The 15,144-nt window shown below is 32.7% G+C and carries 14 protein-coding genes; 9 read left to right on the forward strand and 5 right to left on the reverse strand.

The window, feature by feature from the left end; all coding sequences use genetic code 11:
- Positions 1-155: 155 nt before the first annotated feature.
- Genes glmU through CHHT_RS05210 form a run of 7 tightly spaced genes read left to right on the forward strand, consistent with a single transcriptional unit; the run spans position 156 to position 6,621 of the window.
- Positions 156-1,466 carry a bifunctional UDP-N-acetylglucosamine diphosphorylase/glucosamine-1-phosphate N-acetyltransferase GlmU gene (glmU, locus tag CHHT_RS05180; protein WP_034961068.1) on the forward strand — a complete coding sequence of 437 codons (1,311 nt, stop codon included), beginning with the start codon at positions 156-158 and terminating at the stop codon, positions 1,464-1,466.
- On the forward strand, positions 1,453-2,619 hold the full coding sequence (coaBC, locus tag CHHT_RS05185) for a bifunctional phosphopantothenoylcysteine decarboxylase/phosphopantothenate--cysteine ligase CoaBC (RefSeq protein ID WP_034961533.1): 1,167 nt from the start codon (positions 1,453-1,455) through the stop codon (positions 2,617-2,619). The genes glmU and coaBC overlap by 14 nt, the downstream gene beginning before the upstream one ends.
- The gene (locus tag CHHT_RS05190) at positions 2,616-3,287 is read left to right on the forward strand and encodes a hypothetical protein (protein ID WP_051663677.1); all 672 of its coding nucleotides are present in this window, start codon (positions 2,616-2,618) and stop codon (positions 3,285-3,287) included. The genes coaBC and CHHT_RS05190 overlap by 4 nt, the downstream gene beginning before the upstream one ends.
- A 3-nt stretch (positions 3,288-3,290) precedes the next feature.
- On the forward strand, positions 3,291-3,974 hold the full coding sequence (gene uppS, locus CHHT_RS05195; RefSeq protein ID WP_034961066.1) for a polyprenyl diphosphate synthase: 684 nt from the start codon (positions 3,291-3,293) through the stop codon (positions 3,972-3,974).
- Positions 3,974-4,783 (forward strand): prepilin peptidase, encoded by an 810-nt coding sequence (locus CHHT_RS05200; RefSeq protein WP_115600614.1) that lies wholly within the window; start codon positions 3,974-3,976, stop codon positions 4,781-4,783. Before uppS ends, CHHT_RS05200 begins: the two co-directional genes overlap by 1 nt.
- Positions 4,780-5,805 carry an LptF/LptG family permease gene (locus tag CHHT_RS05205; RefSeq protein WP_034961064.1) on the forward strand — a complete coding sequence of 342 codons (1,026 nt, stop codon included), beginning with the start codon at positions 4,780-4,782 and terminating at the stop codon, positions 5,803-5,805. The genes CHHT_RS05200 and CHHT_RS05205 overlap by 4 nt, the downstream gene beginning before the upstream one ends.
- Complete coding sequence (locus CHHT_RS05210; RefSeq protein WP_034961061.1) at positions 5,806-6,621, forward strand: tRNA pseudouridine synthase A; 816 nt, start codon at positions 5,806-5,808, stop codon at positions 6,619-6,621. It begins immediately after the preceding gene.
- A gap of 112 nt (positions 6,622-6,733) precedes the next feature.
- On the opposite strand, the gene ilvA is transcribed toward CHHT_RS05210, so the two are convergent.
- The 3 genes from ilvA to CHHT_RS05225 all read right to left on the reverse strand — a co-directional run bounded on the left by ilvA (position 6,734) and on the right by CHHT_RS05225 (position 8,830).
- Positions 6,734-7,945 (reverse strand): threonine ammonia-lyase, encoded by a 1,212-nt coding sequence (gene ilvA / locus CHHT_RS05215; protein WP_034961058.1) that lies wholly within the window; start codon positions 7,943-7,945, stop codon positions 6,734-6,736.
- Positions 7,945-8,328: a CoA-binding protein gene (locus CHHT_RS05220; RefSeq protein WP_034961056.1), complete on the reverse strand. Its 384-nt coding sequence runs from the start codon at positions 8,326-8,328 to the stop codon at positions 7,945-7,947. The genes ilvA and CHHT_RS05220 overlap by 1 nt, the downstream gene beginning before the upstream one ends.
- A gap of 118 nt (positions 8,329-8,446) precedes the next feature.
- Positions 8,447-8,830: a YgiW/YdeI family stress tolerance OB fold protein gene (locus CHHT_RS05225; RefSeq protein WP_034961053.1), complete on the reverse strand. Its 384-nt coding sequence runs from the start codon at positions 8,828-8,830 to the stop codon at positions 8,447-8,449.
- 173 nt (positions 8,831-9,003) lie between these two features.
- Between CHHT_RS05225 and CHHT_RS05230 the strand changes: the two genes are divergently transcribed.
- On the forward strand, positions 9,004-10,932 hold the full coding sequence (locus CHHT_RS05230) for a site-specific DNA-methyltransferase (protein ID WP_176318069.1): 1,929 nt from the start codon (positions 9,004-9,006) through the stop codon (positions 10,930-10,932).
- On the forward strand, positions 10,925-13,516 hold the full coding sequence (locus tag CHHT_RS05235) for a DEAD/DEAH box helicase family protein (protein ID WP_034961051.1): 2,592 nt from the start codon (positions 10,925-10,927) through the stop codon (positions 13,514-13,516). The genes CHHT_RS05230 and CHHT_RS05235 overlap by 8 nt, the downstream gene beginning before the upstream one ends.
- Positions 13,517-13,727: 211 nt before the next feature.
- Here the strand turns inward: CHHT_RS05235 and CHHT_RS05240 are convergent, their stop codons facing one another.
- Positions 13,728-14,393 carry a 3-methyladenine DNA glycosylase gene (locus CHHT_RS05240; protein WP_034961049.1) on the reverse strand — a complete coding sequence of 222 codons (666 nt, stop codon included), beginning with the start codon at positions 14,391-14,393 and terminating at the stop codon, positions 13,728-13,730.
- Positions 14,383-15,123, reverse strand: a complete 741-nt coding sequence (locus tag CHHT_RS05245; RefSeq protein ID WP_234945116.1) for a DUF815 domain-containing protein — start codon at positions 15,121-15,123, stop codon at positions 14,383-14,385. The genes CHHT_RS05240 and CHHT_RS05245 overlap by 11 nt, the downstream gene beginning before the upstream one ends.
- Between the last annotated feature and the right edge of the window lie 21 nt (positions 15,124-15,144).

Below are 15,144 nucleotides of genomic sequence, written 5' to 3' on the forward strand. Positions count from 1 at the left end.
AAAAATAACGAAAAAGATATCATTTAAATTTAAAATACACACGACAAAAAAACTAATATTTTTTAAATATTTATACGACTATTATTTTAAAAATTTCAATATATTTTATGCTTATCTAGGGTACAATATATTCACCAAATTTAAAGAGAAAAAAGATGAATGATATAAGTATAATAATCCTAGCAGCCGGTAACGGTACACGTATGAAATCAAGCAAATCAAAGGTTTTGCACGAGCTTTGTGGTGAGCCTATGATAACTCACATACTAAAAAAATCCTATGAAATAACTAGCGACGTTAGAGTCGTCTTGTCATATCAGTTTGAAGAGGTAAAAAGTGTAGTTTTAGCAGAATTTGAAAATACTAAAATTTGCAAACAAGATACAGTAAATTTCCCAGGAACCGCGGGAGCACTAAGAGCCGCTATAAATGATCTAAATTCAAAAAAAACACTCATCATCTGCGGAGATATGCCTTTAGTGCAAGTTAATGAGCTAAAAGCGCTTTGCGAAAACAGCTCAGACGTCACGCTTAGCACATTTAAAGCTATAGATCCAAACGGATATGGCAGAGTCATAACAAAAGATAAAAAAGTAGTAAAGATCGTAGAGCAAAAAGACGCAAACGAAAATGAGATCAAAGTAGATCTTTGTAATGCAGGAGCATACTGTTTTGATACGAATTTACTTAAAGATCTTATCCCACTTATCAAAAATAACAACGCTAGTAAAGAATTTTATCTCACCGATGCTATAGAACTAGCTATAAACAGAGGTTTTAGCGTAAGTTTTAGCTTGGTTAGCGAAGCAAATTTTATGGGTATAAACGATAAATTTGCTCTAAGCTTGGCCGAAGAGATCATGCAAAACTCCATAAAAGAAAAACTTATGAAAAATGGTGTCATAATGCACCTTCCAAAAACTATTTTTATAGATAGTAGAGCAAAGTTTGAAGGAGAATGCATAATCGAGCCAAATGTTATGATAATAGGAAACTCTGTGATAAAAAACTCGGTTATCAAAAGCGGCTCGGTCATAGAATACAGCCAAGTAGATAGCAGCGACGTAGGACCTATGGCTCATTTAAGACCAAACTCAAAGATCAAAAAAACACATATCGGAAACTTCGTCGAGCTTAAAAACGCTAACTTAGATACCGTAAAAGCTGGGCATCTAAGCTACCTTGGAGATTGTGATATAAGTAGTGGTACAAATATAGGATGTGGCACTATAACTTGCAATTACGACGGTAAAAAAAAGTATAAAACTATCATAGGCAAAAACGTATTTATAGGAAGCGATACTCAGTTAGTCGCTCCAGTGAGCATAGCTGATGATACTCTAGTAGCAGCTGGAAGCACTGTCACAAAAGATAGCAATAAAGGAGATCTAATCATCACTAGAAATGCTCAAATCAACAAACCCATGTATTTTTACAAATTTTTTGGTAAAAATGATGAAAAATAAAAGAGTTTTACTAGCAGTTTGTGGAAGCGTAAGCTTTTATAAGGCTTACGAAATTCTAAGTATGCTAAAAAAAGAAGGGGCAAATGTCCGTGTTATGCTAAGTGATGGAGCTTTAAAATTTACAAATATTTTAAGTTTTGAAGCACTTTGTGATGAAAAAGTACTTTCTAGCGTGAGCGAAGACTGGCAAAAAGGAGTAAACCATATAAACTATAGCAAAAATGACCTTATCATCATAGCGCCGGCTTCTGCAAACACTATAAATAAAATAGCGTATGGCATCGCAGATAGCGTATTTTTACAAACCATACTAGCTTCTACTTGTCCAAAGCTTATAGCGCCTTCAGCAAATAACAATATGCTTGAAAACTTTGCAACCAAAAAAAGCTTAGAGATACTCTCACAAAACGGTTATGAGATCTGTGAGCCAGTCTCAAAAACTCTAGCTTGTAAAGACTTTGGAAAAGGCGCTTTGAATGAACCTAAAACTATAGTTGCTATGGCTAGAAGAATTCTAAACAAAGACGAGTTTTACGCAAACAAAAAAGTCATTATCACAGGCGGAGCCACAACAGAGAAAATAGACGACGTAAGAGGTATCACGAACTTTTCTAGCGGTAAAATGGCAAAAGCCCTAGCAGACGCATTTTACTACGCTGGAAGTGAAGTTATTTTCATCAGTTCAACACAGTTTGAAGTGCCATATAAAATAGTTAAATTTCAAAGCTCAAATGAGCTTTTAGAGACTATAAATTCACAAAAAGTAAAGGGTAATGATTTGCTCGTTATGTGCGCAGCAGTCAGCGACTATATACCAAAAAATAAATTCAATGGTAAGATGAAAAAAGATGAAAATGGGCTAAATTTAGAGCTAATTTTAAATAAAGACATACTAAAAAATATAAATTTGAACTGCAAGAAAATCGGCTTCAAAATGGAAATGGATAAAAAGACAGCAGTACAAAATGCTTTAAATTTACTAAAAGATAAAAACCTAGACGCTGTTTGCTTAAATGTTTTAGGAGGCGATATACACTTTGGAAGCGACGAAACAAGCATTTGCTTTATCACTAAAACGGATTCAAAATCCACAGAACTAAAAAGTAAATTTGAAGTCGCAAAAGACATAGTGGAGTTTAGCAAATCTATATGATAAGTAAAATTTCAAAGATCCAAACTCAAAATACGCCAAATAGTACTGCTATCATAAATGCAAGCCTTCCAGTCATCATAAAAGTCATAGAAAAAACTGGATATAATAGATATAATCTCAAATTTGGAAGCAAATTTCTAAGTACAAAATCACAGCGAGATCTTGAAGTCGGTGGTGAATATTTCGCAAATATAGGTTCTCAAAGCGGCGGCGTGATAAATATAAACGGACTTATCAAAAGACAATCTCATCACTGTTTAGAAGACGGAGCGAGTTTGGTAGAATACCTGCTTGCAAATGGCGATCCAGATCTATTTGCTAAAGAGATCAAAAACCGCCTTGCTACGGCAAAAAATAGTACGAATTTTAGCATATACGCATCTATGATACTAGCCTTAGAAAATGGGATAATCAGCGTTCCATTTCTATATGAGAATAGATACGCGCTAATACAGATAAAACTTGGAGATCCACTTGAGCTGTATCTACTTTTTGACAATTTTGCACCATTTAAAGCACTCATAAGCGAAGGTAAATTTATAAAGATAACTACTCCATATAAGAGCTTTTCGTCAGCATTTTATAATATTTTTGGTTGTAATTGCGAAGTAGGAAATGTAGAGCCGTTTTGGCAACAAAAAGAAAATTTTTTAGATTTTAGGGGTTAAGACTTGAACAAACTAGATCACTTGGCTATCATAATGGACGGTAATGGCAGATGGGCTAAAAACCACGGACTTATCCGCACAAAAGGACATGAAGTAGGAGCTAAAGCCGTCACGGATATCGCTAAGTTTTGCATAGAAAATTCTATTAAAAATTTAACTCTTTACGCATTTAGCACAGAAAATTGGAAAAGACCTAAAAAAGAGGTAGATTTTCTAATGAAATTACTAAAAGATTTTCTAGTATCAAAACGAGATCTATTTATACAAAATAGCATTAAATTTCACACTATAGGAGACATCGAGCCTTTTAGCAAAGACTTAAAAGACGAGATATTAAATTTAAAAAATCTCACTTCTAAATTTGATAAACTAAATTTTATTTTAGCTATAAATTACGGCGGTAGAGATGAGATAATTCGTGCCGCAAATAAAGCCCTGGGGCATAGCAAAGATGGAAAACTTAGCGAAAAAAGCTTAAGCCAGAACCTAGATACAAGCGAGTTTGGCGACGTAGATCTACTCATTCGCACCGGTGGTGAGCAAAGACTCAGCAACTTTTTGCTTTGGCAAGCAAGCTATGCGGAGCTCTGTTTTACGCCGACGCTTTGGCCAGATTTTAAAAGCAGTGAGCTTAAAGATATCATCCAAAAATATCAAAAAACGCATAGAAAATTTGGAGGTCTGTAGTGGAAATTTACTATACGTTATTTTTTATATTTGGAGTTTGTATCGGCTCATTTTGCAATGTTTTAATTTGCAGAATGCCACTTGGCGAAAGCACTATATATCCACCTAGTCATTGCCCAAAATGTAAACAAAATCTCAAATACATCCATAATATACCGCTGTTTTCTTGGATATTCTTGGGCGGACGCTGTGCATTTTGTAAAACAAAAATTTCTATTATTTATCCGCTAGTCGAGCTTGCTTGTGGTATATTTGCTATGACTGGACTATATTTGGGCGAAGGCTTGGTAAATTCGGCATTTTTAGGACTCTGCTTCATACTACTTTTTACGTTAAGCATTATAGATTTTAAACACAACGCCGTACCAGAGATCTTGCTTATATCTGCATACTTTTTTGCTGTTTTTAGTGTTTCAAATCTAACCTTTAATATATTAGATGGCGACTTTTACAGATCTCCTATCATCGTTTCTTTTATATTTGCCGGAGGTATTACTATCATCAAAAACATTGCAAGCGCTTGGATAAATAGAAAAAATAACGGTGAGATAATAGAAACCATGGGAGACGCAGATAGCATCATTATAGCGATCATCGGACTACTTTTAGGAGTAAAACTTGGTGTTATAGCTATACTTTTAGCAGGTATTTTGCAGATAATTTTACATATAATTTTACGCATAAAATCAAACCGAACAGAAGCGCCTTTCATACCGTCATTAAGTTTTGCACTATTTTTAGTTATGATTTTTAGAGACTTTTTCTTAGAACTTTTTGACATTTATACTAAATTTATGGGGTTAAAATGAACAGAGTAAATAGATATCTTTTTAATAGCTTTTTGAGTACTTTTATATCTTTATTTGCTACTCTTTTTCTTATTATGTCGATTGTATTTTTTTTGCAGATAGCTCGCATTACAAGCTATATAGAGATAAGCTTTGTAGAACTTCTTAAACTGTATTTATTTATGATGCCTCAAATCCTACTTTTTACTGTACCAATAGCATTTTTTGTATCCGTTGCTATGAGCTTTTTTAGACTATCAAAAGAAAACGAAAGTATAGTTTTATTTACACTTGGGTACAATCCGAAAAATATAGCGAATTTTTTTATATTTATATCATTTTTGCTTTCAGTCTTACTGCTCATAAACTCTCTTATACTTATGCCTATGGCTCAAAATTTAAATGATAATTTTATAAAATACAAAAAAACAGAACTTAGTCTAAATATAAAGCCTAGTGAATTTGGACAAAAATTCGGCGACTGGATGGTGTTTATAGAAAAAAGAAACGAGCAAAAAGATCTACCAGAGTATGAAAATATAGTCATGTACAACACAGTAGATGACAAAGAACGATTTATAATGGCTCATAGTGGAGATATAAAAAATAACAACTCAAATTTAGAACTTTTACTTCTAAATGGAAAAATGTATGACATATATGATGATAAATGGCACATAAGTACATTTGATGATATGACTATCAGAACATTTACGAAAGATACCACTAAAGAAGATTACTCTTTAAAAGAGTATTGGCAAAAAGCATTTAGCGACGATAAAAGAGCCAAAGATCTAAGCATTTACACGCTTGTGGCTATATTTCCACTAGCTTCAGTATTGTTTGCTCTAAGCTTTGGTATAGTCACTTATAGATACGAAAAAGGCATTATATATTTTGGAATTTTCGGTGTTTTGTTTGTATATTTTGCTCTAATAATGATCTTTGCAAAACAGGTGTTTTACGCGGTGCCGCTTATATCTCTTGGCTTCATTATATCTTCTATGCTGATCTTTAGCAAGAAAATACTTAAAAAATACTAAATGAAAATCACTCTTATCTATTCTTACGATGGTTCTAAATTTAGCGGTTCACAGTCTCAGCCAAATCTACTAAGCGTTGAAGATAAGCTAAACTCGGCTCTAAAACGCGTGGGTATATTTGAGCGCATAGTATCAAGCTCACGCACCGATAAAGGTGTCCATTCTTTAGCACAAGTATCTAGTGTGGAGTGCGGTGAGTTTTGGAAAGATAGACTTAAATGGCTAAAAAAAGAGCTTAATAAACACTCTGCGCCTTATATTTTTATAAAACAGCTATATGAGGTAAGTAGTGACTTTCATCCTCGTTTTTTTGCAAAAGCTAGAAGCTATAGATATATTTTACATCACGGAAAATTTAACCCTTTTTTAAGTGATTATGTATGTTTTTATGATGAGCTGCACTTAGATAGATTAAACAAAGCTTTAGAATACTTTTTAGGGCGACACGATTTTAAGCCTTTTTATAAAGTAGGAAGCGGCGAAAAATCAACCATAAGAGAGATATACCTGGCAAAGGCTTACCAAATTTATAAAGATAAATTCGGTAAAATCAAACGTATAAAAAGTAGTTTTCCGCTACATCAAAGCACTATATCTACACAAAACTTAAATACAAAACCGACCTTTACTATTATAAATTTCAAAGCAAACGGATTTTTAAGAGCACAAGTAAGACTGATGGTAGCAAATGCTTTGCAAGCTTGTAAAAGTGATGAGAGCTTAGCTAAATTTATCTCGAATTTTAAAGAGCAAAAACCGATTACTAGAATGCCCTCACCGCCAAACGGCTTATATTTGAAACGTGTATTTTATTAAATTTAGCTAGTAGTAGATTTTATTTTATTATTTAAATTTATATAGTTTTATCAAAGCAATTCAAGAATTTGTATCTAGTCTAGACACGTAAGACTAAGCTAGATACGACGTATTAAAACTCTTGGGTAAATTCATATCCTGCTGAAGTTAGAGCCAAAGCCACTTTTTCTTGATGTTCCTTGCCCTTAGTCTCAAGAGTGATAGTTATAGACGCGTCGCCGTAACTTAGCTTAGTTGAAAACCTATCATAGTCTATCTTTACGATATTTGCTCCAGAGCTTCTAAGAACATCAGTAAGTCCCATAAGAGCGCCTGGTTTGTCTATCAAAGTAACATTTATGATCATCTTTCTACAGCTTCTTATAAGACCTTTTTCGATGATGACGTTTAGCATTTGAACGTCGATATTTCCGCCGCTTAGTATAGCGCCTATCTTTGCGCCATCAGGAAATTTGAACTTACGCTCTAAAAGAGCAGCTACTGAAACTGCCCCAGCTCCTTCAACTACTATCTTTTGTTGCTCTAAAAGATAAAGTATGGCGTTTGCTATCTCATCATCGCCTACTTGTACCATCTCATCAACGCTCTCAATGATATTTGCCAAAGTTATAGGACTAGCGTCACGCACGGCGATACCATCGGCTATAGTTCTAACGGATTTTGAGTTTAGCTGTTTTTTAGCTTTAAAACTATCAAACATCGCCGGAGCTCCTTTTGCGCTTACACCGATAACTTTTATGTTTGGATTTATCTGTTTAGCACAGCTCGCCACACCACTTATCAGTCCACCACCACCCACAGGAGCTACTATATAGTCAAGATCCGCAACCTCATCAAGCATCTCTAAAGCGATAGTTCCTTGACCAGCTTGAACAAACTCATCATCAAATGGATGTACAAACGTCATAGAGTTTTCTTTAGCATACTGCAAAGCGAACTCATAAGCTTCATCGAAATTATTTCCTTTTAAGATGACTTCTGCCCCTAAAGCTTTTGTCCCTGCTACTTTTGAGAGCGGAGCAGCTTCAGGCATAATGATGACAGCTCTAACACCAAAATGTCTTGCGCTGATAGCTACGCCTTGAGCGTGATTTCCAGCGCTTGCAGCTACCACACCGCACTTTTTGGCTGCTTCATCTAAATGAGCTATTTTATTAAACGCACCCCTAACCTTATAAGCTCCAGTCGTTTGAAGATTCTCTTTTTTAAGATAAATCTCGGCTCCAGTTATCTTGCTAAGTCTTGGAGCAACCGAGAATGGAGTTTTAGAGATAAATCCATCTACAGTTCTTTTTGCTTGGATTATTTTATTTAAGCTTACCACTATTTTTCCTTTTTGTGCTCTATCATTATGCAAGCATCTTGGATGAAATTTATACCAAATTCCTCGGCTTTTTGCTTCGCCTCATCGTTTATTATACCTAGTTGGAGCCAAAAATTCTTTGCACCTACTGCTTTAACCTCTTCTAAAAGCGTGAGTGCAAACTCGCCTTTTCTAAACATTACAACCGTATCTATTTTATCTTTGATATCAGTTAGTCTTTGATATATCTTATGTCCTCTTATCTCGCCCTTTTTTGGATATACAGGATAAACATTAAAGCCTTGATCGATAAGATAGTTTCCAACTATATTACTAGATTTGCTAGCATCCGGGCTAAATCCTACTATTGCTATGTTTTTCATGGAATTTAGAATATCTCGCATAATCGCTCTTTTTAAAAGTAAAATTGAAAAATTGTAGCTAAAAAAAGTTAAAAGAATTATAAAGAAAATGTTTTATGTAAGCTTTGGTGGATTATTAAAATATTCCACCAAATTTTGGCTATTTTACCTTAGAGATATATTTTACATCGATCTCGTTTCTTTCTAACATATCATTATCTACCTCGCCTTTGATCTCAACTAAGTCCTCACTACCTACAAAAAGTCCTCTCCATACATCATCGTCTATCTCTACTATGATACTTCCAGTACCGTCGCTAAACTCGTATTTATCGTGCTTTATCTGTTTTACTATCTTTCCTTTTAAACTTACCATAGTATCGTCTCTAGCACTAAGAGCCTCTTTTACAGAGATATTTTGATAAGCAGCAGAGCCTACGTAGCCGCCCGATTTTCCAGGAGTTATAGCACTTTGTCCGTTATATCCACCAGCACCAAAAGCTAAAGATGCAGCGACCAAAGATAAAACTAATATTTTTTTCATGTTAATCCCTTTTTATATAAATTTTATAAAATTATTGTATAAAAATTTTGTTAAAATATTGTTAAGGGTTAAATTAATTTCAAATTTCTCAAACACTTTAATAAATTTAAAATATTTTTGAATAAATTTTGACTATAATCTAAAGAAGCTTTTAAAACACATAAAGGATAAAAATGATAAAAGAAGATAGCTTAATAAGCAATATTAAGGAGCATTTTAACACTCTTTTAAATGCTAGAAGCTTAGCAATTAGCAATGATAAGAGAATTTTAGAATTCCTACTAGAAAAATCGAGATTTAAAAATGAGTATAAAGAGAGATTTTTTCAGACACAATATGGAGCTTTAATCTTTAAAAAAGATGAGTTTTTAAATTTTTTGGATTTGAGATTGCTTAGTCATAGCTACACAAGCTTTTCAAACAAAATAGGACTTGGAGCTAGCGAGAAAAAATTTCTTAAAAACAGCCAGGATATCGTGCTAAATTTCCCTTTTAAAGATTGCATTTTAAAAGGCGCACAAAGCAAAGATGATGAGAAAAACACGGAATTATTTTTTAATAATATCTTAGCTAAAAGTGAAATTGATGTGCTTTTTGCCCCAAAAGTGCTAAATAACTTTGAGCTTATAGGGGGGGGGCAGAACGATACTTTAGAAAATGTGCTTAAAAACAAGCCAAATTTACTTATAAAAGGCAATAATCTAATCGCCCTACACACTCTAAAAGAGTATTTTCGCCACCAAAGCGAACAAAACAAAGTCAAACTAATCTACATAGATCCACCTTATAACACCGGTAGTGATAGCTTTAACTATAACGATAGATTTAATCACAGCACTTATTTAACCTTTATGAAAAATCGCCTAGAAATCGCAAGAGAGCTTTTAAGGGATGATGGGGTGATTTTCGTCCAATGCGATGATAACGAACAAGCCTATTTAAAAGTGCTTATGGATGAGATTTTTGGGAGAGAGAATTTTGTTTGTAATCTTATACCATTGATGAATCCAAGAGGCAGACAAGAATCAGCATATCCAATAGCAAAATCACACGAATATATTTTGTGTTATTCTAAAAAAGAAGATGCAGCTACATTTTTTAACTTTGGCATAACTAAAAACGAAGAAATAAGCGATGAAATAAGGCTTTTATCTTTGAGAAAATCTGGCAACGCTTCATTAAGAAAAGATAGACCAAATATGTTTTATCCAATTTTTTATAACACAAAAACAAATTTAATTTATACAAAGCAAACAAACGATGAATTTGAAATTGCTATTTATCCAATAAAAACAAATGGAGATGAAGGCAGATGGAGATGGCAAAAATCAAATGTAGAAAATAACATAGACTTATTAGTTTGTAAAAAAAATTCAAAAGATGAATATGATATTTATGTAAAAGACTATATTATTAAAGACGGACAAACAAGAGGTGAAAAAACAAAAACTTTTGTTATTGATAAAAATATTATTAACGATAAAGCCAAAGAACATTTAGAGCAACTTTTTAATAATAAAGAAGGTTTTTCTTATCCAAAAAGCGAATTTTTACTTCAAAGAATAATTGAAATCTCTACAAACGAAAACGACCTAGTCTTAGACTTTTTTGCTGGCTCTGGCACTACGCTAGCAGTGGCGCATAAGATGAAAAGACGCTATATAGGTATCGAGCAAATGGACTATATTAAAAGCATTACAAAAGAGAGATTAAAAAAGGTAATTGAAGGCGAGCAAGGCGGGATTAGCAAAGCTGTAAGCTGGAGTGGCGGTGGAAATTTAATTTATTGCGAATTAGCTAGTTTAAATGCCAAATTTATAGAAAAAATAGAAAATTCAAGCGATGAAAATGAGCTAAATCAAATTTATGAAAATTTACAAAAATTAGCTTTTATAGATTATAGAGTGGATATCAAAAATGATTTAAAAGATATGGAATTTTCAAATTTAGATTTTATAGATAAAAAGAGAATTCTCAAAAAATGCTTAGATAGAAATATGGATTATATCCCTTATGCTGATATGGATGATAGCGAGTATAAGATAGATGAGCAAACTAGAATTCTAAATGACATTTTCTACAAAGGTGGCAATGATGAGTAAGCTATATGAAGAGATAATCTCTGAATATGGCAAAAAGCCTTTAAGAGATATGGAAATCCCAAACCACATAAGAGATAATATCAGTAAAGAGCTTCGCCCATATCAAATAGAAGCTATAAAATACTATCTAGCAAACAAAGAGACATTAAAGAAAAATCATCTAATGTTTAACATGGCTACAGGCAGCGGCAAAACGCTTGTAATGGCGGCTTTAATGCTTGATTGCTATAAAATGGGATATAGGAATTTTATATTTTTTGTAAATTCTACTTCTATTTTAGAAAAGACAAAAGCGAATTTTTGCGATATTTTCTCATCCAAATATCTCTTTACTAACGAGATAAATATAGATGGCAAAAGAGTAGATATAAGGGCGATTAGCAACTTTGGTGAGAGTGATGAAAATGCTATAAATATCTATTTTAGCACTATTCAAGGGCTTTTTAGCCTTTTTAAAGATGAGAAGGAAAACTCACTTACACTTGAAGACTTGCAAAACTATGAAATAGTATTTTTAGCTGATGAGGCTCACCACTTAAATAGTGAAACTAAAAAGACTTTAACTCAAAGCGAACAAGATAACAAAGATGGCTGGGAAAGTGTGATAAATAAAGCATTTAAAAGCCACGCAAATAATCTAATGCTAGAATTTAGCGCTACGATACCAAATGATAGAAAAGTCTTAGCAAAATATGAAGATAAGATTGTTTATGAGTATGCTTTAAGAAAGTTTTGCCTAGATGGATACTCAAAGAGAATTTTTCTAGTAAAATATGATAATACCGAGCTGAAAGCAAGGCTTTTGGGGGCTTGTTTGCTTAGTGCTTATAGGGAGCTTTTGGCAAGGGATAATAATATAGAGCTAAAGCCAATAGTGCTATTTAAAAGCGAAAGTATAAATCTCTCAAAAGAGAATCAAAAGCTATTTAATGAGACACTTCAAGAGTTAAATGGCGATGATATAAGTGAATTTTATAATAATGTAGATAAGGATGATGAGCTATTTAAATATAGCTTGGAGTTTTTTATAAGGCAGTTTGGAGAAAACTACACAAATGTTTTAGCAGAGCATATAAAAAATGCTTTTAAAGAGATTTATCAAATAAACGCAAATGATGAAAAGGAGATAAAAGACTATCAAATCAAGCTAAACACCCTTGAAGATAAAGAAAATGTAATAAGAGTAATTTTTGCTGTAGATAAGCTAAATGAGGGCTGGGATGTGCTAAATCTATTTGATATAGTGCGTTTAGGCTCAGCCGTAATCAAAAATAGCTCAAAAACAACCACCAAAGAAGCCCAACTAATAGGTCGTGGAGCTAGATACTATCCCTTTGGCAAAGGCGAAGAGAGATATAAACGAAAATATGATGATAAGCAATTTAGCGAGCTTACAATGCTAGAGCGCCTTAGCTATCACGCTTTAAATGATGTAGAGTATATCCAAAAGATAAGAAATGAGCTCAAAGAACAAGGCCTAATAGACAAAGACAAGGGTATTACAGAGCTAAAACCTAGCCAAAAAGCCAAATCAATCACAGATAAAAATGAAATTTTTTATGTGAGTAATGAAAAAATATTTTTAGATAAAATCTCTCTTTTTAACAAAGAGAATTTCAAAATAGCCTTAGAGACAATCAAAATACCATATATAGGGCATAAAATTAGCAATAACGAAGAGAAATTTGATGGTGTTGAAGAGCTAAATACAAATTCCCAAAAAGTCTTTAAAATAGGTGATAAAATCGAATACAAAATCTTTGCTAAAGCTATGAATATTTTGCAAATAGGCATAAATAAGCTAAAAATCTATGATGAGAGCTTAAAAAGCAAAGTGGAATTTTACAGCGATATCATCGCACCGCTAAATTTGGTATTTAATAAAAATCAAGATTTTACAGACCCAAAAATACGGCTAGAAATTGCCAAATATATCCTTAATTGCTACAAAGATGAGCTAAATAAAGAGAGCAAAAACTTTGAAATAACTGAATTTAAAGCTCAAAAATTAGCTAGTATCGGCAGTAGAAAAATAGTCAAAAATGTAGAGTATAATGAAAATAATGAGCCAATTTTTAAAAATATAAATAATAGCCCATATGAGTGGCTTTACTATGATAAATTCTCTACTGATAGTGATTTAGAAAGAGAGTTTTTAGACTTTATAGAAGAGAACAAAGAGAGAATCAACGCCAAATTTAGCGAGTGGATAATTATGCGTAATGAGGGCTTTGAGGAGTTTAAAATTTATGATAATAGAGTGGATTTGCCTACTTATGGCGAGGGTTTTGAGCCTGATTTTATATTTTTTGGTAAGCCAAAAGAGCATACAAGCACAGACCATCTATCAGCGCAAATAATAATAGAAAGCAAAGGCGATGTGTATTATCCAAAAGATAAATGGAAAGAAGATTTTATCTTAGATGGGAAGATTTTAAACAACAAAGTATTTAAAGCTACGAAAGATTTTGATAGACAAATAGAGCTTAAAGTCTATGCTTTGCCATTTTTCCTTGATGAGAATAAAGATAAGGATAAAAATATAAAATTCAAAAGGCAATTTGATGAATTTTTTAAAATTTAGGATAGAATTTGTTATGTATTTGTATTTTATAGTAAATTTATTGCTATTAGCTCAAACAAAAAATAGACAAAGTCGCTAAAAAGAGCTCAAATAGAGCTTTTTGCTATATTTTATTAAATTTAGATTATGCTTTTTAGTTTTAATCTAGCTCTTTTATAAATCATAATTAAAATATATTTAAAAACAACAATGAGCTATTATGCGATAAATATTAAAGCAAATTTTTTAGTGCTTTTTTTGCTTTTTCATCAAAATTTCCAGCTTTAAAATGAGTTTTACAAAACTCAACTATAAGCCCGTGATAACGAGCAAAAAGCTCATTGTCACTTACAGAGCCTACTACTTTATAAACAGCGTTTCTATCGATATCTTCTAGCCACTGCCTAGCTTCATCATAACTCTCAAAAGTAAAATCCAAAAACTCAAATATCCTAAGCGTGTATTTATCCACCACCATTATATCACGCGAACAAGCATAACAAAGTATGCTATCAACACTCTCAAAACCCAAACCTTTTTGAGAGATCAGCCATTTTCTGCTGACATTTTTCATAAATTCCTCAAATGAGCCAAATTTATCCAAAATATTTTTACAAAGCATACTTAGCCTTTTGGCTTTCGTATTATAAAATCCACTTGGCTTTATCAAATTCGCTAAACTTGGTTCGCTTAAATTTGCCACGTCTTCAAGGCTTTGAACACCTGCATTTTTTAAATTTACAAAAGACTTCTCTACATTTTCCCATTTTGTATTTTGAGTTAAAACAGCTCCGATGACGACCCAAAATGTACTAAACTCTGGCCACCAAAACGGATTTGCATTAAAGTCAAATATCACATCTTTATCCAAAACTAAAAACAGATCCTCACTTCTCAAACTCACTCCTAACTGATAGCCAAAACTGCTTTGCGCTTCTAGCGCTTCTTACGCCTTTTGATGAAGCGTAAATAAGAGCTTCTTTTCTTAACCACTCTTTATCTACATCTATATCTTTAAAATAGCTATCAACTACGTCAAGATACTCAGATACTTCCATCTCATAAAAGCTTATATGAAGACCGAATCTATCTGCTAAGCTTAAACTTTCTCTATTATGCTCTTTTTCTATTATATAATTTTCGTGGTTTTTTTCACTTTTTATGATGTGCTTTCTATTGCTTGTAGCATAAAAAATTGCATTTTTTGGTGGAGCTTGAATACTTCCTTCAAGCAGCTTTTTAAGCTCTCCTAGAGTTTTATCACTAGTTTCAAAGCTAAAATCGTCGCAAAATATTATAAATTTAAAACGTTTTTTATCTCTTATCTTGTCTAAAACCTTATATAAATTTACGAGTTCAAATTTGCTGATCTCTATCAATCTTAAATTCCTATCCATAAATTTACAAAATACAGCCCTAACAAGGCTTGATTTCCCACAACCCATTTCACCCCATAAAAGCGCGTGATTTGCACCTTTATCATCTATAAAATTTAAAGTATTTTTGATAAGCTCGTCTTTTTGTCTATCTATGCTTACAAGTTCATTTAGATCACTGATTAATATATCTTTTATAGGTTTTAGTTTTCCATCTCTTAAAGTGGCGGCTTTAGTCTTTTTCCAGTCTATCTTCAAAATATCTCCTTTACC

Origin of the sequence: Campylobacter hyointestinalis subsp. hyointestinalis (assembly GCF_013372145.1) — a bacterium.
Classification (GTDB): Bacteria; Campylobacterota; Campylobacteria; order Campylobacterales; family Campylobacteraceae; genus Campylobacter; species Campylobacter hyointestinalis.

Bases quoted from the DNA above. Each gene is read 5' to 3' on its own strand.
- glmU (WP_034961068.1), top strand. From the start codon at position 156: ATGAATGATATAAGTATAATAATCCTAGCAGCCGGTAACGGTACACGT.
- coaBC (WP_034961533.1), top strand. From the start codon at position 1,453: ATGATGAAAAATAAAAGAGTTTTACTAGCAGTTTGTGGAAGCGTAAGC.
- CHHT_RS05190 (WP_051663677.1), top strand. From the start codon at position 2,616: ATGATAAGTAAAATTTCAAAGATCCAAACTCAAAATACGCCAAATAGT.
- CHHT_RS05205 (WP_034961064.1), top strand. From the start codon at position 4,780: ATGAACAGAGTAAATAGATATCTTTTTAATAGCTTTTTGAGTACTTTT.
- CHHT_RS05210 (WP_034961061.1), top strand. From the start codon at position 5,806: ATGAAAATCACTCTTATCTATTCTTACGATGGTTCTAAATTTAGCGGT.
- CHHT_RS05220 (WP_034961056.1), bottom strand. From the start codon at position 8,328: ATGCGAGATATTCTAAATTCCATGAAAAACATAGCAATAGTAGGATTT.
- CHHT_RS05225 (WP_034961053.1), bottom strand. From the start codon at position 8,830: ATGAAAAAAATATTAGTTTTATCTTTGGTCGCTGCATCTTTAGCTTTT.
- CHHT_RS05230 (WP_176318069.1), top strand. From the start codon at position 9,004: ATGATAAAAGAAGATAGCTTAATAAGCAATATTAAGGAGCATTTTAAC.
- CHHT_RS05235 (WP_034961051.1), top strand. From the start codon at position 10,925: ATGAGTAAGCTATATGAAGAGATAATCTCTGAATATGGCAAAAAGCCT.